The sequence below is a fragment of the Pseudomonadota bacterium genome (genome assembly GCA_018242545.1).
Lineage (GTDB): Bacteria > Pseudomonadota > Alphaproteobacteria > 16-39-46 > 16-39-46 > 16-39-46.
This window is the reverse complement of sequence record JAFEBT010000026.1, coordinates 1-23,183: the sequence shown is the minus strand read 5'-3', so window position 1 is coordinate 23,183 and position 23,183 is coordinate 1. Positions and strand designations below refer to the sequence as shown.

Genomic DNA, 23,183 nt, shown 5'->3' with positions numbered 1-23,183 from the left:
TTCAGGCTCCGCTCAAGAGGTCTTTCAATTTTACACCACTTCTATGGACGTATACGATTAAATTGAGCTCGCATGTCTGTTTCTAGCCAAACAATACCTTCTTCCGAGTATCTAATAGATTCTTTAAATGCACCTTCAAGTGCTTGCCAAGTATCTAGTCCTTTAAAAACTGGATTTTTCGTTTCTCTATTGTTAGGACGCATTATAAGAGCATGAGATGGAAATGAGGTTTGATTGGCAAAGTTATAGAGCGCCTCAAGCGAGTTTATTGCTTCTGTACGATAATTAGTTTTTTCACTGATATGAGATACATGTAAATGAAAATCTCGTTTGCGATCAATGAAATATAAAATTTCGTGATCGCATGGAAGAAAAGGAATATATGGATGAGGTCCAAAACTACCTTCACTTGCAATCGCAAACTCAACCTTATTACCAAGTTTATTTAGAGACCATTCACATTTTTTGCGTGCACATTCTAATGCATTACCTTCTCTTTTAATTTCACCTGAAAAAGTGCCAAGCTTATCTGTATCAACCACATATTCAATAATGCTAGCTCCTAATGTCTCTAAAAATGGCGGAGCAATAGCAATAGATTTAGCATGTTTCGTTGTTAAAATTATACAACTTCCTTTATAACATGATTCATTTATTAATTTATTGGTTGCCATGAAAAATCTCTATTAAGTAAGTAAATTTTATTATTGTCCGGTTCTATTGCCGCCATTTTCACCCAACCATTACCAAACAGTTTCTGTAAAATGGGTTGATCTTGAATGATGTTGTTCAGCATAATTTGCGGTGCAAGCACAATAACAAAAAGACGTTGTGGTTCATGATAAGGATCTGTATCACTCTTATATACTGACTGTAGAGGCAAACCATTCATCAAATCACTTGCATTGCCTTGCATAATACCAATTTTACCAATGACATTTTTCGTTATTTTGCTCCCACCACCATAAGCAACATTATTGACGGTAGAAAAAAGGTATTGCATGTTTATCCACTGGGCGACAACCATTGGTGCAGTTAGGATAGTTGTAAGAAAAGATCCTTGTGGATCTTGATTGTAATCATAGGAATGTAAAAAGCATCGACCATCTAAATCTAAAGGAAAAGTAAGATCACGAGGCGCTATAATAAAAGCGGCGTTACGCGCCAATCCCCATTCTGGGCGCACTTGCGCCCAATCATTTGCGCGGATCTTAGCACTATCGGCTTTACAATTTTTTACACCTAGTTTCTTAAGACGAGATACGTTATTTATGCTACGGGCTTTTTCAAGGTTATGTTTTAATTTTTGAATTTCTTCTGTCTCCTCCTTACAAAATAGAACGACCTCATCTGTGGTGGTGTTATGCTCTGCTGCAAAAAATTTAGTTGCTTCAGGTATTTTAATGCCATTTCTTGAAAGTTGGGTTTTAACTTCCAAGCAGTTCATGATGGTTGCAAGAATTTTTGCATTGCTTCCCCCGTGTCGTCCTCCACATGCACCACAATCTAAAGCTGTGGCATAGGCATTATTTTGTGTGCTACTACCATGACCACAAAATACAATAATAGGAGCGAAGTTATCTGTTAATCCCATCATTCGAAGGGCATTCTCAGCATAGTTGCATTTTTCTTCTAAAGGTATCTGATCGATTGATGGATCCATGAGCGATGATATTCGAGCATTATCGCTCAGAATGGAACTCGTTTTTGACGCAAGTTTCGGGGCTACTGTTCGAATCCCCATCCATAGACCACTCAATCCTCCCAAGGTCTCCACAAGAGCAAATGGTGTAGAAAAATTATATTTCAAAGATTGATAAAGCTTTTTTAGTGATTGACTTAGATCGTAATTATTTTTGTATATCAAACCTTCATTATGGTTACAGGGAGCTTCACATACCTCATGTTTAGGTTTAAGTAAAACAGGGCATGAAGGATAAGAAATGCCTGTTATCTTATCGGTGATTTGTACGGGTATGCCAAAAAAACCAGCAAAACCCAGTGTTTGATAATCACCTGTTGATTCTAGACTTTTACGAAAAGGCTCCGAGCGCACATCGATACAGAATACTAGTTGTGCTTCTGGTGTATGAGGTTTCCGGATATTTTGTCCTGCAATTTCTCTTAGCAAGGGAAGTCTATATTTATTTTCTGCCTCCTCTATTTTCTCAAGTATCTTAGCGTTAGAGTTTTGCAAGGCTTTTTTATGTACATGAAGCAAATTTTTTGCTTCTGGCCAAAGCAAGGTTGTTGTGACAATCCTGACCGCTAGGTATTCTAATTGAGTAATATTGTAAGCATTATCATGTTGCGTAGACCACACACTCTTATATTTGATATAGGAAGCCCAACCTGGAAGAGTTGTGAGAAGAAGGGTTAAAAATTCTTGCTTGTCAGCCTCTTCAATATCAAGCTTTAACAAGCATTCAGAAATTGCTTGTTCTGGCTTCGCTGGTAAATTGTCTATAAATTCTATTTTTTCTTTTATATTTTTATGGAGTTTTTTATCGTAAGGAGCAAGTAACCGCCAAGCTTCATATAAACCATGCTCCCTAAGAGGCATCGTTATTGTTGCCTGTCCCTCATCAAAATATACTCCAAGCCATTTTATTGTTTCAGTGTTGATCAATAAAATCTCATCTGGCCAATTTGATTGCTCGAAATAAGCTGATCCCACTTTTAAAGCCTCTTCTACGGGAAGGTCCTCAAAACCCTGCAATGGGTTTATGGCAATTAGATTTTGCAAAGGCCAGAATGGAGCGATCTTATTGAAAGTCTTTCTTGCTAAGTTATGCATAGTCACATTCTCTTGAGCCATTGTTGGCATTTCTTTGTATTTAAGGGATGCAGTCATGAATCTTCTCATTAGTATTGATAATGGTTACGATGGGAAGTAATAGTGTCCTGCTGCGGCTGGCTATAGTTAAGGTTACTAACATAAGCTTTACGTAACCAATGTGAATGTTTGCCTATATTTTTTGATGGACTTCGAATAAAAAGAATACAAAGCCACGCGAAAGTTAAAACAAAGATACCTAATATATAAAAAATATTGAGTGACTGAGCATGCATTAATTTCATTGGTTCTAAGGTCCAGATAATAAATTGGGTGCTCCCACCATATAAAATCGCCCCTGTCATAGTCATCAGGCATGCTAAAACAAAATTCTTGAAATTTAGTGTGTTTAGCATTGAAAGAGAAAGTTGACTGCCTGCAAGAAATACAATGACCATTAAAACTAATGTGCTATCTCCTGCAAGCCATGTCTTATTGGCGGCACAAGAGAATATCACGCTACCCAATGCTCCGCAAAGAACAGCACATGCAAAAGATAAAGGTGTTGGCGGATAAGAAAGATCAAGACGTTTTTCTTGTGCCGCGCCACCACTTGAAAGAAATAAGTAGGCTTTAAACATACCATGCCAACATAAATGAGCTATTGCCAATGGAAACAAACCAAGGCCAACTTGAGCAAACATAAAACCCATTTGTCCCATAGTAGAGCATGCAAGCATCCTCTTGACATCACTTTGCATTAATTTCCATAAAGTACCGATTGACGCAGAGATGATTCCAAGTATAAATATAACATTCATTATTATGTCATTTTGAGAATAAAGGTGGCTAAAACGAACAAGCAAAAAACCACCAGCATTTATGAGACCTGCATGCATAATGGCTGATACTGGAGTTGGTGAATTCAATGAGCTCAGAAGCCATTTGTGGAATGGCCATATTGCCGATTGAGCCATAGCTGCCATTAGAAGTAATAATAAGGCTAGATCTATAATAGTAGATTTATGACTCTGATTTGTTATTGCACTTATACTATTTTGGTCAGTGGAAAAGTACAATAGACTGAATGCTGAAGCCATCAAGATAGCGCTTAATAAATAATTTTTTGCCGCAATAATTCCAGAAGCTTTAGCTGCTTTCCATTTTGATTTATGGATCATTAAACTGACCAATATCAAATTGCTGATGCATAAGCTGATAAATAATATCCATAAATTATCGCTAGTCACCATGATTGCAACTGAGCAAATCAGCAATATAATGCGAAGTACAAAAGAATAATATTTTGCATCGCCTCTCATATAACGTGAAGCAAAACTTATAACACAGGTTCCAATGTAACCAATAAGTGCCATCATGATCATACCTAGTTCGTCTAATTTATAACCCAAGTCTACAAAATCAATGTTCATTTAAATCTCACTCTTTAATAAGAAACTTTTTTAAACTTGACTCACCATATCAGTTTTTCTAATATTAGAGAAATTAATTATTTTTATAAATTACATTAGGAATTCTGATGAATATCGATACGATAACCCTACAGTGTTTTATTGCCGTTGCAGAAACCGGAAGTTTTACCAGAGCGGCTGAGCGTGTTGGTCGCACTCAATCGGCAATTAGTCAACAAATCATTAAATTAGAACAAATGTTAGGTAGGCAGCTTGTAATTCGTGGAAAAATTTTAACGCGTACACCTGACGGAGATATATTTTTAGGATATGCTCGACAGATTTTTGCATTGCATAGAGAAGCTTTAGACAGATTTAGAAATCCAGAACTGGAAGGTGAAGTATGCTTTGGATTGCCGGAAAATTTCGCTAGCAAGTATCTTTACGAAGTGTTAGCAGATTTTTCACGAATTCATCCACGCATTTTGCTCAATATTGAGTGCGGTTTAACCCTCAATCTTTTTGAAAAATTCAAAAATAAGATTTTTGATATAGTTTTAGTCAAAATGAATCGCCCTGAAGATTTTCCAAATGGAGTTGATGTATGGTCTGAACCACTCAAATGGGTTGGTGATGTCAACCTATTATCTCCTAATAAACCGATACCTTTAGTTCTTTCTCCGGAGCCTTGTGTTTATCGTAGAGCAGCTATAGATGCTCTTGAAAAGGCGAAACGTCCTTGGCGTTTAGTTTTTTCAAGTACAAGTTATACAAGTAGTGTTGCTGCTGTAAAAGCTGGCATGGGTATTACCGTCATGCCAAGCACTATGATTCCAGATGAGCTTATGGAAATAGAAGTACAATATATGCCTAATCTTCCTGATACACATGTCTCTTTACTAAAACAAAAAGCAGATAATAACATTATTAATACATTAGAAGGCTTTATACTGAAAAAATTACGACACCTCGCAGCCAAATAATTCGCCTTGTTCATGCCAGAGGCTGGGGATGTTTTGCATAAGATCGGTGAGCTTCATATGGCGGGGTTGGTGACCTAAAAGGATAGCTTCTTTGAATTTTGGAGCAAGAAAATTGAAGGTTTTTTACCATTCTTGGAAAGGAAATTTAGTCTTTATTTTTTAGTCCATGAGCTTGATTCTGCCTAAAAGATTTAATATTATTCTTGAATGACAGATAAGCGATAGGGTGTATACCATGTTTCCCTATGGAGAAAAGGTAAGGCCAAACCCGTCAATAGCCAAAGAAGACAGCTTCGATGAATCAAAACCCTTCTTTAAATCAGTATATTGCGTGAATTTAGGAAATTGCCTTCTTTCAGGGTGAAGAGATTATCAAGAGAGTTGGGAAAAACAACAGTAATATTCTCTATTTAAAAGAAAGTTTGAGCCCTTTCACACTGTTAATAACATTGCTGGGAATAGTGCCCGATTATGCTTATAAGACCTAATCTAAAAGATGAAGAAATTATCACATGTTTGCAGGATGCATATGGATTGAATAGTGAAGGCGTTTTTTTCCTTCCCCTGGGGGCTGACCTTATGACGGCTCTTTACCGCATTCGAACACATAGCGCAAAAGAGTATTTCTTGAAATTAAGAAATAACAAACATATCCCAGCTTGCGTGTTGGTTCCAAAATATCTTTCCGATAATGGTTTTAAACAAGTCATTCCGCCTTTAGAGACAACGACAGGGAATCTTTGGACAAATTTATCATCCTTTAAGGCAATTTTATACCCTTATATAGAAGGATTTAATGGCAATGAAACGGGAATGTCAGATCAGCAATGGATTGAATTTGGGTCTGCGCTGAAAAGATTTCATAGCACCTATTTCCCTAAAGTAATAACAAAAAGCATCCCACGAGAGACTTTTTCTTCCAAATGGCGTAAGAAGGTGAAAACATTTTTGAGATGCATTGAGGATGAGATTTTTCAAGAACACGTTGCTATAGAAATGGCATTATTTCTGAAATCTAAAAGCAGTGAGCTTCTTAAAATCATTAAACGTACGGAAGACCTTGCAGACTTTCTTAAAAATGAGCCTCTTCCCTATATATTATGTCATGCGGACATTCATGGATGGAATTTATTAATTGAAAAAGAAGGGGCTCTTTATATCGTCGACTGGGACACTCTCATATTTGCTCCTAAAGAACGTGATCTTATGTTCATTGGCGCTGGTCTAGGAAACGAAAGCCGTCCGTTCTCTGAAGTAGAAACACTCTTTTATCAAGGATATGGGCAAACTACCCTCAATCAGAACGCACTTACCTATTATCGTTATGAACGTATTATTCAGGATATAGCTGTCTATTGTGAACAAATTTTTCTTTCAAATGAAGGTGGGGAAGAGCGTGTGCGATCATTTGAGTACGTGCAATCTAATTTTTTGCCAAACGGTACGATTGAGAGAGCTTATGGATCAGACAAAATGAGAGAAAGTCTATAACAGAAATTGTCTTGCTTCTTAATCTTCTAAAATGTCATCATCCCCCGTCTTTAGAAGACTTGAAAAGATTTTAACCTTCGTCGTTAGAAGCGTTTAGTATAAATAAAAGTTTACAAATCTTTAGGGCCAGGCCAAAAAAAAGGATTATAGGAAATTTCCCATAAATGTCCGTCAAGATCCGCGAAATACCCAGAAAATCCTCCCCATTCTGTTTTTTGAGCTGACTTTGTAAGAGTCGCGCCATTGTTTTTTGCTTTTTCTAATATTTCAATAACTTGATCTTCATTTTCAACATTGTGTGCAAGTGTGACGCCTCTAAATCCTGTGCCAATACTCTCTACCAACGCATCTTTTGCTAAGAGATCCCAAGGGTATAAAGAGAGCCAGCTTCCATTTAATGAAAAGAAACTTACATTTCCTTCAAAATCTATTTTTGGAAATGCAAGGCCTTTCTCGTAAAATTTTGTTGCGTTTTCTAGGTTTTGGGTGCCGAGGGTAATAATGTTAATTCTGGGCGTCATGTGAGACTCCTATCTTTATATATTGAATGGCTAGTTTCGCAATAACGTCTGTTTTTGTCATTGAAACATGCTAAAATCATTTTCACTCTAACTGATATTTCCAGTTAAGTTTAGGTACAACTTATCAAGATAAAAATTTCTCTCTCTTTTTTTACTTAGATGACAGCAAGGGTGTTACGAGAGAATGGTGTCAAAATAAGAATCGAGGAACCATGAATCGAATGTATTTTATAGCAGGTGCAAGCGGGAGTGGCAAAACAGCAATAATACCTTACTTAAAAGAACTTTTGGGGCAGCAGGTTGCTCTTTATGATTTTGATGATATTGGTGTCCCTAACGATGCTGATATAAAATGGCGTCAGGAAGCCACAGAAAAATGGCTTCAGAAATTAGGACATTAGGAAAAAGATACCTGTTTGTTGGGTCAAATTGTTTTAGGTGAAATTCTAGCATGTCCTTCTGCCAAAAAAATAGATAGCATCAATTTTTGTCTTTTAGATGTAAGCGATTTTGAGCGGATTCAGCGTCTTTTAAAGCGTAATACCTATGGGGCAGATCAGAACATGCTTATTTGGGCTTCTTGGCTTCGAATGCATCATCAAAATCCCCAATGGGTGCAGCACGTTCTTAAGGATGGATGCTGGCAGGGCTTGGATTTCAGCGTTTGGGATCACCTTATAAATTGGGAGGATAAGGCCAATATAAAGGTTATTGATACAAGTAAGCTTAGCTTAAATGAGGTTGCAGAAAAAGTAGCGGCTTGGATTCATGAAAACACCCTTCTCGAAAAAGGGTCAGCGTCAAATCTAGATGATTCTCTTTCTCATAACTCTAAAAATATCATGTTTGAAAATTCCTTTGAAACTTACGCAAAAAAAAATTTGAATGTAATTCAAAATAAAGAGAAGATATTGGAAGATCTAAAAAGTCGTGAGCCAATTTTTCATCATCCCCGTAAATTTGGACGAACAAAGCAGGATATTTTAAATCAAATGTGTGATGAATTTTGGGAAATTGGGGCGTCAGGCCATGTCTATACAAAACAAGACATCCTTGAAACACTTCTTGAGCGCTATAATGATCCAGAATATAAAGATCTATGGGAAGCTAAAGACTTTGAACTCATCCAAATCGCGCTTGACACCTATTTACTTACCTATGTCCTTATCCAAGATATAAGAAGGGTAACAAGAAGATCAACGCTTTGGCGGCGTGTAAATGACAGCTGGAAAATCCTCTTTCATCAAGGAACTATTATAAAGAGTTAAGATTCTTATTTCTAAAGCCTTCAAATGATAATTTAAAGAAAACTGTATCAACAGGACATTTTTCAAATTTTTTGGGAAGATCTTTCGGATCAATTTTTATAAATCCTTGATTCAAATAAAATTTTTGTGCTGCTTGAAGTTTATCAACGGTTCCCAAAACGAGAAACTTAAAATTGTGTTTTAAAGCTGCTTTAAGAAGTGTTTTCATTAATTTTTGAGCAACTCCTTTTCCTCTATAAGCTTTCTTGACAAAAAACTTTTTGAGCTCTGCGTATTGATCATCAATTTTTTTTAAACCAATACTGCCTAGAATGTCACCAGAACTATTGGTGGCATACCAGAAATTACACGTATGATCATAATAAAAATCTTCTTCCGCACGTAAGACACAGAGATTTGTTGTGTCAGTTATAGGAATTGAAAATTCATTTTTTTGAATTTTTTCAATCATGTTGACAATTTGTTTCCGAAGCGTCCGTGACGTTGAAAGTGTTGCAATTCTTACATCATCTCTTAAATTGCGGCTTTTCTCGAGAGCATTTGCATAAAGAGTAATTGCTCTAATGATATCTGTTTGATCATCTTTTGTTAAAAATTCAAAAGCATCTTTAATTTTTGAATTGGAAAAAGCATTTATATTTTGTATTTCAATATCCCCTTTCTCTGACAAAGAAAGGTATTTTTCACGCTTATCAATCCCTTCACGGAATATTAAAAGTCCTGATTTATGGAGCTTTGTTATAAGACGAGAGATGGTTGAAGGTGATAAAAGTAAAAGCTGTCCAAGCTTTGAAATTGTGATTCCAGGTTCTTTTGAGATTTCAATCAAAGCATGCCAATGGGCAGGTGATTCTTGAGTTGTTAAGGTATTGATATCAAGAATACCAAGTTCACGAATTAGTTTGCGAGAAGAGTGTCTTAAGAAATCAATAGTGTCTTGCTTCATATTTACATCCTTTCATAATAAACATATTTTAATAAAAAAGATTGCAAAATGCAATAATATAAATTAGGGTAACTCTAAAGAAACGGTTTTTTAATTTCTAAAAAGAGATACATATGATGAATAATCAATTTTCTTATGATGAAGATTTTAATTTTTCTAAAAAAATAGATATTGAAGATTTTAAGAAGGATGAAAAAGGATATTATCTTCTTTTAAACCAAACACCTTTTTATCCTCAAGGAGGAGGTCAGCCTTCGGATCAAGGATGGTTAATAACAGAAAAAAGAGAAATTCCTATTATTTCTGTTCGAATAGGGGAGAACGAAATTCGTCATTATACAGACCAATATTACGATGATGTTATAGGAGAAAAAGCAATTTGTAAGATTGACTTAGAAAAAAGAGATTTTCATTCAAAACTCCATACAGCTGGCCATTTTATTAGTAATATCATAGAGGAGATTTACCCTGCTTTTAAAGCGCTCAAAGGGCATCATTTTCCAGGGGAGTGTTATGTAGAGTTCTCTTGCAAGAATGAGTTCAATCTGGAAATAATAGACTTAAATTTAATAACTCAAAAAATAACTCAACTCATTTCTGATGATAAACCTGTGAGAACCATGCATATAAAATCTTCACAACTTTCTGAAATTTGTCCTGATCTACCTTTTAAAATCCCTGAGTCTTCTTCTGTGCGTCTTGTGTCAATTGGAGAATACCCTTACCAGCCTTGTGGCGGAACTCATGTTAAGGGGACTTCATGCTTAAAAGGGCTCTCTATCACGAAAATGAAAATTAAAAATATGACTTTGAAAGTATATTATACAATTGATTAAAAAACAGCCTTCTTTGCAATATCTTGCGTATTTTGAGGAAATTGGTAGAGTACAAGATTATGTTAAAGAATTAAAATGAGTTTTAGGATGTCTAAAAATAACTCAGAAAATGAATTGCTTACTTTAATGAATGTTGGACCTCGAGTCTTAAATGATTTAAAAATTCTTGGAATTGAGAAGATTATTCAGCTCAAAAAAGAAACACCTGACAATCTTTTTGAAAAGCTCCAAGTTTTAACGAATAAAAAGCATGATTCTTGTATGTGGGATGTGTTTGCAGCAATTATCCATGAAGCGCAAACAGGTGAAAAAAAACCTTGGTAGTATTGGAGCAAAATTAGAAAAGATACAAAAAAATTCTAAAAAAATAAAAAATTCAATGCCTGAATTTCGGTCGCGTCTTTTTAAAGAATCTGTATAGTAAAAATGATTTTAACAAAATTGCTTTTATGAAATGGATTTTAGGAAGCGATGTTGACAGAAGAAACGAAGCAAGAATTTTATAAGGCGTTATTAAACAAAAATAAGGACTATGAAGGTGTCTTTTATGTTGGAGTCATTACAACAGGTATTTTTTGCCGGCCAACCTGTCCTGCTAAAAAACCAAAATTTGAGAATTGTGAATTTTATCAAACGGGACAAGAAGCTCTTCGTGCTTCCTATCGTCCTTGTTTGAGATGTCAACCTTTATCTCATCCAGGAAGTAGACCAGATTTTGTAAGGATTTTAATGGAAAGTATTGAAAAGAATCCTGAAAAAAGATGGAAAAGCCAAGACTTTAAAACATTATCGGTTGATACATCAACAGTCCGCCGTCACTTCAAAAAACATTTTGGAATGACCTTTGGGGCCTATGCGAGAATGCGACGTATGGATCTTGCTATAAATCAAATTAAAGGAGGAGCAAACGTGATTGATACACAATTAAATATTGGCTATGAATCAAGCAGCGGATTTAGAGATGCGTTTTCTAAAATTATGGGAGCTTCTCCAACAAATATTGAGAATCATAAGCTTCTTCTTAAAGCGGCGTGGCTGGAGACACGTTTAGGGCCAATGTTGGCAATTGCTGATGAGAAGGTTTTATACTTATTAGAATTTGTTGAGCGCCGTGGACTTGAACGTGAGATCGAAAAACTTCAACACAGAACCAAATCGGTGATTGTTCCGGGAGAAACGGCAGTTATAAAGTTCCTTGAAAAAGAACTTAAATCTTATTTTGAAGGAACTTTAAAAACTTTTAAGACACCTCTTTATCTTTTAGGAAGCCCATTTCAAAAGCTTGTTTGGGAAACACTTTTAACGATTCCCTATGGCCAAACGCGCAGTTATGGAGAGCAAGCTCGTTTACTTGGGAAACCAACAGCATTTAGAGCTGTTGCGAACGCCAATGGCGCAAATCAATTTGCAATTGTGATCCCCTGTCATCGCGTTATCAATACAAATGGAGATTGGGGAGGATATGGCGGAGGACTTCCACGTAAGAAGTGGCTCATTCAACATGAAGAAAAAAATAAATAAAAAGGGAAAAGCTTAACTTAATTTTCAAGAAGAATTGTTAGAGCCCTAAAGAATTTTTTAATATTCCACTTCTTAATGATAAAATTGTCAATAAGAAATGCTGAGAGCAAGAAATCTAATAATTAAAGGAGCCGATGTGTCATTAAGGACCTTGATGAATAATTTGCGCATTTTTAAAAGGAATACCAAAACTTTTTGCCGCCGCTTCATCATGCCAAGTATCTCCAATCATAAGAGTATTTGTAGAATTCAGTATTTGTCCAAATTCTTCTTGGGCAATATCTTTTAATACCATAAACATGCCAATATCCGGTTTTTTAAAATGTCCAATATAAGGCTGATAACGGGGATCTTCATGCGCTTTTTTTAAAAAAAAGTCTCCTCTATTTTTTTTAATGAGGGCATAACACGAAATGCCACCAATATGAGGTGAAAAAACAGCGACACTGAGAGGAAGTTTTTTCATGAGTGTTTTAAGGTAAGAAATAATCTTTTCTGGATCAAAATTTTGAGATTCACTTTCAGGCGATTTAAATCCAGAAATCATGAAATTAAGCTCTGCTTTTTTCATAGCGTCTTCGATGCCTGGAAAGATAATTTTTGAAGGATCAATTGGATTTTTTGAACCTGTAACTGTTCCATCGTTATCCCAAATTAAGATCTGTGTATTCATGAAAATCCTATATTTTCTATAATGTTTGTCTGTATAAGCGATCTTAGTATGCCGATAAAATATTGCTAAAACAAGATGCTCCTTTTGAAGAATAATACACATAAAAATAGGAGGATGGAGATTTTTTAAAAGGTCTTACTTTATCCTTGTTACAATAAACTTCTTTTTTGATTAAATTTAGTTTATGTGTATTGAAGACCTTAACAGATTAAAAAAATTGAAGTATTTTGGACTTTTCTGAGTCAACTATGGGAAATATGTTAATGAACATAGCATGCGTTTTTCTAAATGAATTTTAAAAACATAAGAGATAAATTTTACAAATGCGAAGATTATTTTTTTAGATCTATTAGTAATAAATGCTTGGACTTTTCAGGAAAAGGTGCAGCTTACCTTATGGGAATTAAGAGCCCTTATTTAAACCCTCTTTTTTTGAGAAAAAATCAGGATTCATTTGAAAGTGTTTTGGAAAAAAGTGCATTCTTTTATGGAACGCACAGCTGTCCATGGGCCGTAATTATTCCAGAAGATTTAACCACAGAAAATCATCAACACGTCTTAAATTCTTTTAATTTTACCTTAAGTGAACACTCTGTTGCTATGGGAATTGAGCTCCAAGCATTTTCAAAATTTGAAACTCCTGAAAATTTCGAAATCAAATCTATGAGCCATAATTTAGAAGAATGGATGATTCCTCTTGTGGACGCTTTTGGGAGCACAAAAGACATTACACACCAATATGCACTAACACATAAACAGGCATTGGCTTTAAATGCTCATTTTCATCATTATACGTTATATATAGGAAAATGTCCGGTTTCTTCATTAACGCTTTCCTTAAATCAAAAAGAAGCATGCCTGAATGATGTGGCAACGCTCCCAAAGTTTCAGAAACAAGGATTTGCAAGTTCTCTTATTTTATTTACGCTTTCTCAGGCTCAAAAATTAGGAGGTACACATTGTTTTCTTGATGCGTCTGTTGGAGCGGTGTCTCTTTATCAGAGATTAGGGTTTACATCTCTCTTTAAAAACAATATTTTTTTAAAAGAGATCACACCAAAATAAATATGCGAAGAAAATTTAAGGGTAAAAAATTATGAATGATGTCATTAAAGTTCCAGCTGCTTCTGCTGAAGACGCTCTTTCTTATTTTAGTCGGCAACTTACTTTTGAAACAGATTGTTGAGATGTGCATGAAGCACTTGCCTCCGGGACACCTGGGTTTGTCTTGTTGGATGTGCGCGGAAAGAATGCTTATGACAAAATGCACATTCCAGAAGCTCTTCATCTTCCCCATCGAGAGATTTCAAAAGAGACGCTTTCTCCCTATCCCAAAAAAACACTTTTTGTTGTTTATTGTGCGGGACCCCACTGTAATGGCGCTACAAAAGCAGCTATAAAGTTATCAGCTCTTGGAAGGCCCGTTAAAATTATGATTGGTGGAATAAAAGGGTGGCAAGATGAAGGATTTGATACAACATGTCTGTAATGAAGATCTCTCTTTTTTAAGAGTAGTCATTAAGATCTTATTTGTAACCTTACTTATAGAAACATGAACTTCCTTAAAGTCATTGACTTCTAGCCTGAAATACACTAACATGTATTTAATCGGTTTTGATGTTTATGGTTAAATAAGGAATTCCAGTCATGAAGAAGGCCTCTTAAGAAGCCCTTTTAAAAGGGCAAAGTTTAAAGGTGAAACGAAAAAGTTTCATTAAAAAGCCCTTGAATTTCTTAAGAGATAATTATGACACAAAAACCGATTCAACTTCATCATCTTACCCTTTCCTTTCCTCATAAAGTTTGTTTTGAAGACTTTAATGGCAATGTGCCTTTTGGAAGCCGTATAGGCATTTTAGGGGATAACGGGACTGGAAAGTCTACACTCCTTAAAATAATTTTGGGAGATTTTGACCCAAGCGAAGGGCATGTTAAAATTCCTGAAAACACAAAAATTGGCTATGTTCCCCAGATGATTGATCATTTTTCTCCTTTAAGTGGGGGAGAGCGTTTTAACGAAGCTCTTACACAGGCTTTAACCCAAAGACCGGATGTGCTGCTTTTAGATGAACCAACAAATCATTTAGATCTTCATAATCGTAATGCATTGATCCGTTTATTAAGGACTTATCGAGGAACATTAATCATCGTATCCCATGATGTTGAGGTTCTTAAAAACTGCTGTCAAACTTTTTGGCATCTTGATTCTGGAAAGATAAATGTATTTTCAGGAGAATATGATCATTATAGACGGGAAATTGAAGTTCAGCGGGCTTCCCTTGAACATGAATTATTTATTTTGGAACGTCATAAGAAAGAAATGCACCATGCCTTAATGAAAGAACAAAAACGTGCATCCAAAAGCCGCAGTAAAGGTGAGAAAAGTATTGAACAAAGAAAATGGCCGACAATCGTTAGTCATGCAAAAGCGCGTCGTGCTGAAGAAACTTCAGGTCTTAAAAAAGCAAATATTCGAGATAAAAAAGAAGAACTAATAACACGTCTATCAAGTTTATGTTTGTCTGAAGTTATCAAGCCGACATTTTCTTTAGAGGCTTTTGAATTTTCAGAAAAACAACTGCTTTCCATTTCTCAGGGGGAATTAAGATATGAAAATCAAGAAGTTCTTTTGAAAAATATTCATCTTTCCCTTTTATCTCATGATCGTGTCGCGATATTAGGAAAGAATGGCAGTGGAAAATCGACGCTTATTAAAGCCATATTAAATGCAGATAATGTTTTAAAATCTGGATATTGGTCTCTTCCCAAGCGATGTGATATTGGTTACCTTGATCAACATTATAAAACCCTTGATTTTCATAAGTCGATTTTAGAAACAATTGAAGACATTCAGCCCTTTTGGTCCCACGAAGATATACGGAAGCATTTAAATACATTTTTATTCCGTAAAAATGAAGAAGTTTATGCACGTGTTTCAACGCTCTCAGGAGGTGAAAAAGCGCGTTTGACCCTTGCTCAAATTGCTGCCAAGCCCCCAAAGCTTTTGATTTTAGATGAAATGACAAATAACTTGGATTTAAAGACTCGAAATCATGTGATCGAGGTCTTAAAAGTCTTTCCTGGAGCTCTTATTGTTATTTCCCATGATAATGATTTTTTAAAGAAAATTCATATCCAGGATACATATGAGATTAAGGATAATGTTTTAGTAAAAAATTAAAAGCTGGCTTAAGGTGTCTTAAACCAGCTTTTAACGTTAATTTAGGGAAGAATTAATGGGAGATACTTTTGAGCCATTCTTTTGCGTCTTTACTGATTTTTTTATCTTCTAAAGCAACAAGGCAGAGGGCTTTTTTAGGGTCAGGATTATCTCCATACATATCATCCAGAGTTTCGTCCCAAAGTTTTGAAATTGTTTCAGAGGGAACTTTTCCAACTTTGTCAAAAATTCCATAAATACGATCTCTCCAATACGCATCCATTGCTTTATCAAGCCAAGAGACAGTTTCAGGTGTTAAACCAACTTCTTCAAGTCCTTTTCCTTCAGCAAATCCTTTTTCAAATTTTTTGGTTCTCAGGTGGGCATATTTTTTTCCATAAAGTTCATTGATGAGGCACATACACTCTTTGCCCAAGGCTATACCAACGTTTGATTTTGGGTCAATTTCAAGATTATCTTGTATTTTTGAAACCAAATCAGACCATTTTTGTTTAAAAATCGGTTCTTGTTCAGGATTTAATTCAGCCTGAAAAGTTGCATATTGTTTTAATTCATCAGGCGTAAATATGTCTTTAACCCACGAATGTTCAAGTTTTTGTGTCATTTGATAGACCTCAATAAGTTTTAATATCGTTTTCCAAGGGATTGATTTATTGGATGGACATTCAGAGATAAGAGCTTTAAGAGTTTTACTTGCTTCCAGAAGGGCCTCAGCTTTCTCTTCTAAAAATTTAGCTTGTGCAGAAAAGTGGTCATTTATATCCACATTTTCGGTGAGTAAGATTTTAATTTGAGAAAGGTTAAACCCAAAAAACTTTAAAGCAATAATCTGCTGAAGTCTTAATAAATCTTTTTCAGAATAAAGACGGTATTTGTTTGTAAGCCTCAAGGAAGGTTTTAGCAAATTAATGCGATCATAATGGTGAAGTGTTTGCACGCTGACGCCCGTAAGTTTGCTTAAGTCTTTTACATACCATTTACTCATTTCTTTACTCCTTATTCTTAAAAATAAGATCTATGGTAACTATAGGGTCAAGCGCTTTTTTTTAAAAAAAAACATTCCTTTTTTAAAATTTAAAAAAAGAAAAAATTAATTCATTTTGAAGCGTTCATAAAAAGATTAGAAAGAGTATGTTTGCATTAATTTTATGGAAATTGATTTTTAAAAACTCTGCGTTTATCTTCTTTTAATTTAAAGGATAGGCATCAAGAGGTATATAAGCTTTTTCACTTTCAGAGTACATATAGATTTGTCCAGCATGAATATCAAAAAACCATAAATGCAAAATTAAGTTTTTTGAAGCCACTTTTTCTTGAATCCAAGGGAAAGTTAAGCAGTTTTGATAAGATTGTTGGAGAGCTAATTTAGCATATTCATCTGCATCATGAAGGCTAAGATAGGGTGTTTGTACAAGGGAAACCCAGTTTGTTATAAAGTCATTTTGATGCGATTCTGTGCTTTTCAAAAGAGTTTGAATCCCACCACATTGGCTGTGTCCAAGCAAAATGAGATGTTTGACTTCTAAAAAGCGTATACCAAATTCTAAAGCGGCACTGGTACCATGATGGGCTTCGTCCTTTTCGTAGGGAGGAACGATGTTTGCAACATTTCGAACAACGAATAAATCTCCTGGGTCACATTGCAAAATTAAAGCAGGATCGACGCGAGAATCACAACACGCAATGACCATTGCTTTAGGATTTTGGCCATAACGCGAAAGATACGGCATAATTGACTTGTCTCCAAGAACATACTTTTTTCGAAAGACTTGGTATCCTTTTAAAAGTTGTTTAAAGCTTTTTTCCATGTGATCCTTAATGCATAAAAAACAAAGAAGATTCTTTCTCAAGCACAACTTATCCTAATTCTTTTATAAACTACAACTTTAAATTATTAATTGATGTGCTTTTTTAAGGTGAGATGTTTTTAAAATTTTTAAAAATCGAGTTTTTTTGATAAATAATAAAAACTTGTTTCTTTTGTGTAGCCGGGGCGTATAAAATCAATTTTAAATCCAAATTTTTGATAAAATTCGGGCGCTTGAAAAGACATTGTTTCAACAAAAACAAAAGAACACCCTTGTTTTTTTCCAAATTCAAAAGCACATGTCATCAATTGAGTTCCAATCCCTTTTCCACGATTATTTTCATGAACAAAGAGGAGTTTAATATGGAGGGCTCCCCAAAAAATTTGAACGACAATACATCCTAAAAGTTGATTTTTTTCATAAATTTCAAACAAAACAGGATCTTCTGAAAGGCCATTTATGCCGATTGCTTGGAGTGAATGCAACTTTAAGGCTTCAAGGATTTGATTTTTAACCTCAAGCGTAAGGAAAGATTGTTTAATTTGCATCAGAAAAATCAGTAATCATTAACCGAATTTTTTATCTTCCTCTCTTTTCTTTTTATTTTCTTTAAAAAAAGTGCATTTTCTTTTTCTCGTTTAAAATTTTGTTTATCTTCTTCTTCAACTGTTTTTCTATATTTTCCCAATTTTTTTTCTTCTTGCTTTATGGCTTCTTTTTCCTGTGCTATATCAGCTTCATCTTCTATTATTTTTTCTTCTTGTGTTTTAATGCGTTCATTCATCTCTGTTAGATTTAAGAGATTTTCTTGTTCTATCAATTGGCTATCTATCAAGGAATCTTTCGTGTTTTTTTGTATGGATACAGAAGATTTTTTTTCAGATATGGCCTCAATGGATAAGGCAAAAAAGAGTGCTGCTGATGTAAAAAGTATGAAAAAAAGATGGGTTTTATTGATAGTTTTCATGGTCTTCCTTTTTTAAGATTTTTTTTTAAAACGAAAATAAGAATATCACAAGCTTTCTATTCCATAAAGTCTCTTTATATTTTATGATGAGATAATTTAAAAAGATTTTTAATAAAATCGTAATCCCCATACCAAAATGACCAGAAAGTAGTGAAATTATGTATTTAAAATTATTGAGTTTTGTTTTTGCCTTCTTAGCAGCGGGTTTTGTGGATGCCATGGTTGTTACGAACCAATATTTAGGAAAAGCGCCAGAAAATGTGCGTATTCGGAAAAATGGTACAGAAATTCCAAATGGAGGAGCTGGAATATATTTATATGGAAATGTTAAAGGAGATATTTGCCTTCTTATAGGACGGGAAAAAGGGAGTATTTATTGTCCGCTTGCAGGAAGTTCTCAATTCAAAGAGAGAAATATACCAGAATCTTTTGAAGAAACAGCACGGCGGGAGTTATGGGAAGAGTCAGCAACTCTTTATTCTGTTCAGCCGGAAGATTTAAAAAATGGAGATTTTTACTTTCAAGAAAATAAGAGCGGGGGTCAATACCTTTTAATTTTACTAAAAACTTCTAAAATTTTACATACAAAAGATCTGGTGGACGCTCAGAAAAATTTAAAAAAAGAATGTTATCTTGAAAAAGAAAACCTTGTTTGGATTCCTTTTCAAGTGCTTCTTAAGAAGAAAAAAGGAGAGAATAAACTTGTTTATAAAGGACAGATCTTTCCTTTACAAAAACAATTTGCACATTTGTGTGATGAAGACTCTTTTAGAAGCCTTTTAAAAAGTATCCTGCAAAAAGCGAATCATAATGATAATAACATAGAAAAGAAAGGTGACTATAAAAGAGCTGCATTTTAAATTTTTAAAAGAAAAGACATTGATGTATTTTTCTTTTTGGAATGAAAAGAAATCAATGTTTAGTCTTTCTCTTTCTTTTCTATAAAGAAAGCAGAGAAGTTACAGTGTTTTTCCTAAATTAACACATTCTCTTTGAAAAGCAGGGTCATCAAATGGCATGTTATAATATCCAAGACGTCTATAGAAATGTTCGGCACTTAAACGTCCATGCATCTTAAGGAGAGAACGTCCTTGGTGCTTAATCCATGTCTCAAGCTGCGTCAGAAGGTAAGTACCGTATCCCTTTTTTTTATAAAGTTCGTCCGTAGCAAGAGATCGGAGGGCAGCTTCCGTAGGAGTCAAAAATTCTATATGGGCATCACTGATAATGTCTATTCCCTTATAAAGGACGAAATGAAAATGATTGTCCTGTGAAAGGGTCGGATGATTCCGATCATAGGACACACCAATTGGTTCAAAAATTTCTTTCTCGCGAATGCGATGATACGCTTCCCATTTTTGTGGGGTTAAAGCCAGAAGTAGTCGAAATCCTTCAAATCCTGACTTTTGAGTAATAGTGTCAATAAAAGTTACTTTTCCTAAAGAATAGGCCATTCGATCATTTGAAAATTGATGGGCCAGAGTCTTCTTAAGAGCTTCATAAGCCTCACGATCATTTTTATTGGAACACATCCAGGATCGGAACCTAAGATGCCGGTCAATTTCAGGATTATCTTTTTCAAAAATATGCACATGATATCCTTCAATTCCTGTACCTTTTCGAAAAAAACGTCGAAAAGGCATCCCAAATTCTCCTTTTGCTTCATATCCCAAAGCTTCCATATTTTTAAGGACAGTATCAACTTTTGTAATGTCAAGAACAACAGGCATTATATCGATAATAGGTTTTGCAGGAAGATTTGGAACAGATGTTGAGCCAATATGATGAATATCAGTGCAATTATTCCCCAAAGCTTTTTGGATTAAAGCAGATTCTTTTTCAAAAAGTTGCACCCAATGAGAAGTATAAGGGGAGATAAAAACAGGATGAGGGAAATTTTCTGGTTTTTTCATTTTAAACAATATGGTTTGTTTAATCTATTTAAAGGCAACTTCAACTTGCTTTCCATAAAATGCAAGACCAAGAGAAATAATTTTTTCTACATTTTTATAGGCTTTAATTTTAGAAATATATCCTTTTTCTTCAATTTGATCTAGAGTTTTTTTGGCAGCATTTATTAAATTCTCTTCTTTGCTTGTAATTTTATATTCCAAAAATAAAAGCAATAGAATAGGGGGATGTTTCCTTCGGAATAATAAGAAGATCTGCGCGTCCTTTACCGATTTCACGTTCCTTTTCAACAAAATAGTCTTCATTTATACTGCTTGCAAAAAGACCCCACATAAATCCATTATAAAGAAGTTCTGCTTGTTTGCCTGAATCAATATAACTTGCGGAAGCTTCTAAGTATCGTTTTAGCGCGTTAATGAATTTAGGGATGTCGCCTGAAAGAAGATTGGTAACAAATGACCTATACTCTCTGGAATCTGTTTTAAATTTTCTCTCTACCCATTTCATGACAGATGACATAAACACACCTCTAATTTCCTGATTAGGGATTTTAACTTGGCAGAGATAAGTCATGCCATCTAGAGTTGGTTTAATTTTTTCAGCTGTAAGATATCCAGAAAAAAGCAATAGGTTATATAAAGCGTTGGAAGAGGATTTGATATCTGAAAATACCATTTTTGGATCAGCTAACATTTCAACATACCCGCCTTCAACAAGGGTTTGCATTTCTTCTTGAAACTGGTCAAGTATAAGTGCTTGTTCAATTAAAGCAGTATTTGCTGTTCCTACCCAGTAGGATTTAAAGACGCCATTATGATTTAGACAATTCATAATGGACCACGGATTATAAATCGTGAATCCTCCTATACTGTAGCCGTTGTACCAAGATTTCATATTTTTTTCGATTTCAGGGTTGTGATTCATTCCAGATTTCTGAAGAAGGTAGTCGACATCGTTTTCTGTAAATCCAAAATACTTTGCAAAATTCTTGTCCAAAATGGAATCTTCTCCAAGATTATTAAGACCAGAAAAAAGGCTTTCTTTTGCAATACGTAAAATTCCTGTGATCATGGATTTCTTAAGAAATATATTGTCTTTAAGAGCTTCTCCTAAAATGTCTCTAAAAAGAGAGAGTGTTTCTTGGAAATATAAATCTTTTTCTTCTTCAATTTTTTCTTGTGTAAGAAGTTTCTGTGCATACCCTTTATTTAAAGGAGCATCATATTCATCAATAAGAACAATAACTTTTTGATTGAAATGTTTAAACATTAACATGCTTAAAAATTTAATGCTTGCTTCTAGATCTCCTGTATCAAGCGATCTATCCAAATATTTTTGAAAGATAGTTTTATCGACAGTATTAAGCTTAGAACTTTGTAAAAGATAGATATGGGTTAGATAAAGATTTTGGATTAAACGAGTAACTTTTCCCTTTATATCTTCAAAATTTGTTGCTTTTATATCTTTAAAACTTAAAAAAAGAGTAGGGTATTTAGCGCAATAGTCTTCTAGTATCGAATGGTCATTTTTTATGTTCATTTTAGAGAAGATATCGCGCTTTGTGAATATTTCGCTCTCATCCGGATTTCCATCTTCTTTGATAGGAATAGAAAAAAAATATTCAAGCATCATCATATTGAGTGTTTTTCCCCACCGTCTGGGGCGTGTGGTTAAAATTACATCATGGCATCTTCTATAAAACTTTTAATCAAAAGTGTTTTATCAACAAACAATGTGCTTTCTGTAATAAGCTTTTTAAAATCACTTGTTCCAATCATGATGGTATATGTTTTGTTTTTTAGATCTATCATTTATACATCCTTAATGCTTAGCGCAGTATCTCACAGCTTTCTTAGAGATACATGATTAAATTTAAGAGGAGAATTCTCTTAAATAGAAAAGAAGAAGATTTTTAAGCCTTTGAAAGAATTGTGGCATAAGGAGGTATTTGGATACTTATTTTAAGGTATAAGCATCAAGATATCTCAAGTAAAGCTCTATTAATTGCTTAATATCTTGGTATTGAAGGGGAGAGGTTGCTGGATCAGTTCTTGAAAGCAAATCAATAAGAGAAGATAAAGTAAGAAGATAAGTGGCCTCACGCCAATGAGGAGGAAGAGAGACATTTTCTTCTTGAAGACCTTTTAGGAAGGCACTTTCAAATTCAGATGACATTTTATGTGCATACCGTAGCATGTTGGAAACGTCCCATAAGGATGACCCTGAGAAAGCAAATTCCCAATCTAAAATGCCTGTGATGATCCAGGACTCATTAACTTGTTTGACCAAAATATTTGCAGGATCAAAATCTCCGTGAACAAGATGTGTTTCATTTTTTTTAGGAAGGAGAGAGGCAAAGGATTCAAAATAGAATCTTATTTTAGCGCACGTTTCCATCGAAAGATGCGGATTAATTTCAATCTTTTGCAAACATTTTTCTACATGCTTAATTAAAAGTTTTTCTGAAAAATACGGAGGCTTAACATTCAGATTATTTCCAAAATCTCCGGATTTCGGAAATGTAAACTGTGAAATTTTGCCAAGAACTTTTCCAACTTGGATCATAAGAGATTCTATATCATAGGGTAAATTGGAAAGTAAAAGATCTCGCAAGGTACGCCCTTCTATAAAGGTTGTGATCGCAAAACGTATGTTGTCATAATCACCAATATATAAAACTTCGGGTAAAGGAAGGGCCCTTTTAAGGAGCTCTCCAAGTACTTTTTCCCGATAAGCAGCGTCTTTATCCCGAAGATAGAGACGAAGAAGAGTGGGGCTTTTCTCCTCTTGAAGATAGACTTTCACGTTAAGGTTAGCGCATCCACCAGAAATTATTTCTGAGAGCGTTCACTAAAAGATAGATAGAAAAACATCTTGATATTTTTGAAA

General features: G+C 34.7%; 24 protein-coding genes and 1 pseudogene. 11 read left to right on the top strand and 14 right to left on the bottom strand.

The window, feature by feature from the left end; translation table 11 throughout:
* Positions 1–41: 41 nt before the first annotated feature.
* The 3 genes from JSS34_04690 to JSS34_04680 all read right to left on the bottom strand — a co-directional run bounded on the left by JSS34_04690 (position 42) and on the right by JSS34_04680 (position 4,209).
* Positions 42–674 carry a hypothetical protein gene (locus JSS34_04690; protein ID MBS0185622.1) on the bottom strand — a complete coding sequence of 211 codons (633 nt, stop codon included), beginning with the start codon at positions 672–674 and terminating at the stop codon, positions 42–44.
* On the bottom strand, positions 656–2,764 hold the full coding sequence (locus JSS34_04685) for a DUF2309 domain-containing protein (protein ID MBS0185621.1): 2,109 nt from the start codon (positions 2,762–2,764) through the stop codon (positions 656–658). Before JSS34_04685 ends, JSS34_04690 begins: the two co-directional genes overlap by 19 nt.
* Positions 2,765–2,865: 101 nt before the next feature.
* The gene (locus JSS34_04680; protein ID MBS0185620.1) at positions 2,866–4,209 is read right to left on the bottom strand and encodes a hypothetical protein; all 1,344 of its coding nucleotides are present in this window, start codon (positions 4,207–4,209) and stop codon (positions 2,866–2,868) included.
* A 107-nt stretch (positions 4,210–4,316) separates the two neighbouring features.
* On the opposite strand from JSS34_04680, the gene JSS34_04675 reads away from it, so the two are divergent.
* Together JSS34_04675 and JSS34_04670 are read left to right on the top strand one after the other, a co-directional pair.
* Positions 4,317–5,171 (top strand): LysR family transcriptional regulator, encoded by an 855-nt coding sequence (locus tag JSS34_04675; GenBank protein ID MBS0185619.1) that lies wholly within the window; start codon positions 4,317–4,319, stop codon positions 5,169–5,171.
* A gap of 471 nt (positions 5,172–5,642) precedes the next feature.
* Positions 5,643–6,662: an aminoglycoside phosphotransferase family protein gene (locus tag JSS34_04670; GenBank protein ID MBS0185618.1), complete on the top strand. Its 1,020-nt coding sequence runs from the start codon at positions 5,643–5,645 to the stop codon at positions 6,660–6,662.
* A 110-nt stretch (positions 6,663–6,772) separates the two neighbouring features.
* On the opposite strand, the gene JSS34_04665 is transcribed toward JSS34_04670, so the two are convergent.
* On the bottom strand, positions 6,773–7,183 hold the full coding sequence (locus JSS34_04665) for a VOC family protein (protein ID MBS0185617.1): 411 nt from the start codon (positions 7,181–7,183) through the stop codon (positions 6,773–6,775).
* A 212-nt stretch (positions 7,184–7,395) separates the two neighbouring features.
* Between JSS34_04665 and JSS34_04660 the strand changes: the two genes are divergently transcribed.
* Positions 7,396–7,584 carry a hypothetical protein gene (locus JSS34_04660; protein MBS0185616.1) on the top strand — a complete coding sequence of 63 codons (189 nt, stop codon included), beginning with the start codon at positions 7,396–7,398 and terminating at the stop codon, positions 7,582–7,584.
* A 489-nt stretch (positions 7,585–8,073) separates the two neighbouring features.
* Entirely contained in the window at positions 8,074–8,451 is a 378-nt protein-coding gene (locus JSS34_04655) for a DUF4440 domain-containing protein (protein MBS0185615.1), read from the top strand.
* Here JSS34_04655 and JSS34_04650 read toward each other — a convergent pair.
* Positions 8,438–9,397, bottom strand: a complete 960-nt coding sequence (locus JSS34_04650; protein MBS0185614.1) for a bifunctional helix-turn-helix transcriptional regulator/GNAT family N-acetyltransferase — start codon at positions 9,395–9,397, stop codon at positions 8,438–8,440. The two genes, JSS34_04655 and JSS34_04650, sit on opposite strands and share 14 nt — an antisense overlap.
* Before the next feature lie 113 nt (positions 9,398–9,510).
* Here JSS34_04650 and JSS34_04645 point away from each other — a divergent pair, with 113 nt between their 5' ends.
* The 3 genes from JSS34_04645 (at position 9,511) to JSS34_04635 (ending at position 11,754) form a co-directional block, all read left to right on the top strand.
* Positions 9,511–10,233, top strand: a complete 723-nt coding sequence (locus JSS34_04645) for a hypothetical protein (GenBank protein ID MBS0185613.1) — start codon at positions 9,511–9,513, stop codon at positions 10,231–10,233.
* Positions 10,234–10,320: 87 nt separating this feature from the next.
* On the top strand, positions 10,321–10,557 hold the full coding sequence (locus JSS34_04640; protein ID MBS0185612.1) for a Mitomycin resistance protein mcrB: 237 nt from the start codon (positions 10,321–10,323) through the stop codon (positions 10,555–10,557).
* A gap of 147 nt (positions 10,558–10,704) precedes the next feature.
* Positions 10,705–11,754: a bifunctional transcriptional activator/DNA repair protein Ada gene (locus JSS34_04635; GenBank protein MBS0185611.1), complete on the top strand. Its 1,050-nt coding sequence runs from the start codon at positions 10,705–10,707 to the stop codon at positions 11,752–11,754.
* A 142-nt stretch (positions 11,755–11,896) separates the two neighbouring features.
* On the opposite strand, the gene JSS34_04630 is transcribed toward JSS34_04635, so the two are convergent.
* Entirely contained in the window at positions 11,897–12,427 is a 531-nt protein-coding gene (locus JSS34_04630) for a hypothetical protein (GenBank protein ID MBS0185610.1), read from the bottom strand.
* A gap of 396 nt (positions 12,428–12,823) precedes the next feature.
* Between JSS34_04630 and JSS34_04625 the strand changes: the two genes are divergently transcribed.
* The 3 genes and pseudogenes from JSS34_04625 (at position 12,824) to JSS34_04615 (ending at position 15,608) form a co-directional block, all read left to right on the top strand.
* Positions 12,824–13,492, top strand: coding sequence for a GNAT family N-acetyltransferase (locus JSS34_04625; GenBank protein MBS0185609.1), 669 nt, complete (start codon positions 12,824–12,826; stop codon positions 13,490–13,492).
* A 31-nt stretch (positions 13,493–13,523) separates the two neighbouring features.
* Positions 13,524–13,916 (top strand): annotated as a pseudogene (locus JSS34_04620) (rhodanese-like domain-containing protein).
* Positions 13,917–14,174: 258 nt separating this feature from the next.
* Positions 14,175–15,608: an ABC-F family ATP-binding cassette domain-containing protein gene (locus JSS34_04615; GenBank protein MBS0185608.1), complete on the top strand. Its 1,434-nt coding sequence runs from the start codon at positions 14,175–14,177 to the stop codon at positions 15,606–15,608.
* Between the two features lie 52 nt (positions 15,609–15,660).
* Here JSS34_04615 and JSS34_04610 read toward each other — a convergent pair whose 3' ends face one another.
* From JSS34_04610 to JSS34_04595, 4 genes are all read right to left on the bottom strand, one after another.
* Positions 15,661–16,593, bottom strand: coding sequence for a MerR family transcriptional regulator (locus tag JSS34_04610; GenBank protein ID MBS0185607.1), 933 nt, complete (start codon positions 16,591–16,593; stop codon positions 15,661–15,663).
* Between the two features lie 202 nt (positions 16,594–16,795).
* Positions 16,796–17,416 (bottom strand): carbonic anhydrase, encoded by a 621-nt coding sequence (locus JSS34_04605; protein MBS0185606.1) that lies wholly within the window; start codon positions 17,414–17,416, stop codon positions 16,796–16,798.
* Positions 17,417–17,544: 128 nt separating this feature from the next.
* Complete coding sequence (locus tag JSS34_04600) at positions 17,545–17,964, bottom strand: GNAT family N-acetyltransferase (protein MBS0185605.1); 420 nt, start codon at positions 17,962–17,964, stop codon at positions 17,545–17,547.
* 8 nt (positions 17,965–17,972) lie between these two features.
* On the bottom strand, positions 17,973–18,236 hold the full coding sequence (locus JSS34_04595) for a hypothetical protein (protein ID MBS0185604.1): 264 nt from the start codon (positions 18,234–18,236) through the stop codon (positions 17,973–17,975).
* Between the two features lie 305 nt (positions 18,237–18,541).
* Between JSS34_04595 and JSS34_04590 the strand changes: the two genes are divergently transcribed.
* Positions 18,542–19,243, top strand: coding sequence for a hypothetical protein (locus JSS34_04590; protein ID MBS0185603.1), 702 nt, complete (start codon positions 18,542–18,544; stop codon positions 19,241–19,243).
* Between the two features lie 99 nt (positions 19,244–19,342).
* On the opposite strand, the gene JSS34_04585 is transcribed toward JSS34_04590, so the two are convergent.
* The 4 genes from JSS34_04585 to JSS34_04570 all read right to left on the bottom strand — a co-directional run bounded on the left by JSS34_04585 (position 19,343) and on the right by JSS34_04570 (position 23,099).
* On the bottom strand, positions 19,343–19,837 hold the full coding sequence (locus tag JSS34_04585) for a GNAT family N-acetyltransferase (GenBank protein MBS0185602.1): 495 nt from the start codon (positions 19,835–19,837) through the stop codon (positions 19,343–19,345).
* A gap of 483 nt (positions 19,838–20,320) precedes the next feature.
* On the bottom strand, positions 20,321–20,497 hold the full coding sequence (locus JSS34_04580) for a PD-(D/E)XK nuclease domain-containing protein (GenBank protein MBS0185601.1): 177 nt from the start codon (positions 20,495–20,497) through the stop codon (positions 20,321–20,323).
* Positions 20,487–21,929 carry an AAA family ATPase gene (locus JSS34_04575; protein ID MBS0185600.1) on the bottom strand — a complete coding sequence of 481 codons (1,443 nt, stop codon included), beginning with the start codon at positions 21,927–21,929 and terminating at the stop codon, positions 20,487–20,489. Before JSS34_04575 ends, JSS34_04580 begins: the two co-directional genes overlap by 11 nt.
* 321 nt (positions 21,930–22,250) lie before the next feature.
* The gene (locus JSS34_04570) at positions 22,251–23,099 is read right to left on the bottom strand and encodes an aminoglycoside phosphotransferase family protein (protein MBS0185599.1); all 849 of its coding nucleotides are present in this window, start codon (positions 23,097–23,099) and stop codon (positions 22,251–22,253) included.
* Between the last annotated feature and the right edge of the window lie 84 nt (positions 23,100–23,183).

What these genes read in the sequence shown, in the direction of transcription:
- JSS34_04680 (MBS0185620.1), bottom strand. Translation starts at nt 4,209, where the DNA reads ATGAACATTGATTTTGTAGACTTGGGTTATAAATTAGACGAACTAGGT.
- JSS34_04615 (MBS0185608.1), top strand. Translation starts at nt 14,175, where the DNA reads ATGACACAAAAACCGATTCAACTTCATCATCTTACCCTTTCCTTTCCT.
- JSS34_04575 (MBS0185600.1), bottom strand. Translation starts at nt 21,929, where the DNA reads ATGATGATGCTTGAATATTTTTTTTCTATTCCTATCAAAGAAGATGGA.
- JSS34_04690 (MBS0185622.1), bottom strand. Translation starts at nt 674, where the DNA reads ATGGCAACCAATAAATTAATAAATGAATCATGTTATAAAGGAAGTTGT.
- JSS34_04660 (MBS0185616.1), top strand. Translation starts at nt 7,396, where the DNA reads ATGAATCGAATGTATTTTATAGCAGGTGCAAGCGGGAGTGGCAAAACA.
- JSS34_04590 (MBS0185603.1), top strand. Translation starts at nt 18,542, where the DNA reads ATGTATTTAAAATTATTGAGTTTTGTTTTTGCCTTCTTAGCAGCGGGT.
- JSS34_04610 (MBS0185607.1), bottom strand. Translation starts at nt 16,593, where the DNA reads ATGAGTAAATGGTATGTAAAAGACTTAAGCAAACTTACGGGCGTCAGC.
- JSS34_04585 (MBS0185602.1), bottom strand. Translation starts at nt 19,837, where the DNA reads ATGGCCTATTCTTTAGGAAAAGTAACTTTTATTGACACTATTACTCAA.
- JSS34_04640 (MBS0185612.1), top strand. Translation starts at nt 10,321, where the DNA reads ATGTCTAAAAATAACTCAGAAAATGAATTGCTTACTTTAATGAATGTT.
- JSS34_04635 (MBS0185611.1), top strand. Translation starts at nt 10,705, where the DNA reads ATGTTGACAGAAGAAACGAAGCAAGAATTTTATAAGGCGTTATTAAAC.
- JSS34_04625 (MBS0185609.1), top strand. Translation starts at nt 12,824, where the DNA reads ATGGGAATTAAGAGCCCTTATTTAAACCCTCTTTTTTTGAGAAAAAAT.
- JSS34_04645 (MBS0185613.1), top strand. Translation starts at nt 9,511, where the DNA reads ATGATGAATAATCAATTTTCTTATGATGAAGATTTTAATTTTTCTAAA.
- JSS34_04600 (MBS0185605.1), bottom strand. Translation starts at nt 17,964, where the DNA reads ATGCAAATTAAACAATCTTTCCTTACGCTTGAGGTTAAAAATCAAATC.
- JSS34_04675 (MBS0185619.1), top strand. Translation starts at nt 4,317, where the DNA reads ATGAATATCGATACGATAACCCTACAGTGTTTTATTGCCGTTGCAGAA.
- JSS34_04665 (MBS0185617.1), bottom strand. Translation starts at nt 7,183, where the DNA reads ATGACGCCCAGAATTAACATTATTACCCTCGGCACCCAAAACCTAGAA.
- JSS34_04650 (MBS0185614.1), bottom strand. Translation starts at nt 9,397, where the DNA reads ATGAAGCAAGACACTATTGATTTCTTAAGACACTCTTCTCGCAAACTA.
- JSS34_04630 (MBS0185610.1), bottom strand. Translation starts at nt 12,427, where the DNA reads ATGAATACACAGATCTTAATTTGGGATAACGATGGAACAGTTACAGGT.
- JSS34_04605 (MBS0185606.1), bottom strand. Translation starts at nt 17,416, where the DNA reads ATGGAAAAAAGCTTTAAACAACTTTTAAAAGGATACCAAGTCTTTCGA.
- JSS34_04670 (MBS0185618.1), top strand. Translation starts at nt 5,643, where the DNA reads ATGCTTATAAGACCTAATCTAAAAGATGAAGAAATTATCACATGTTTG.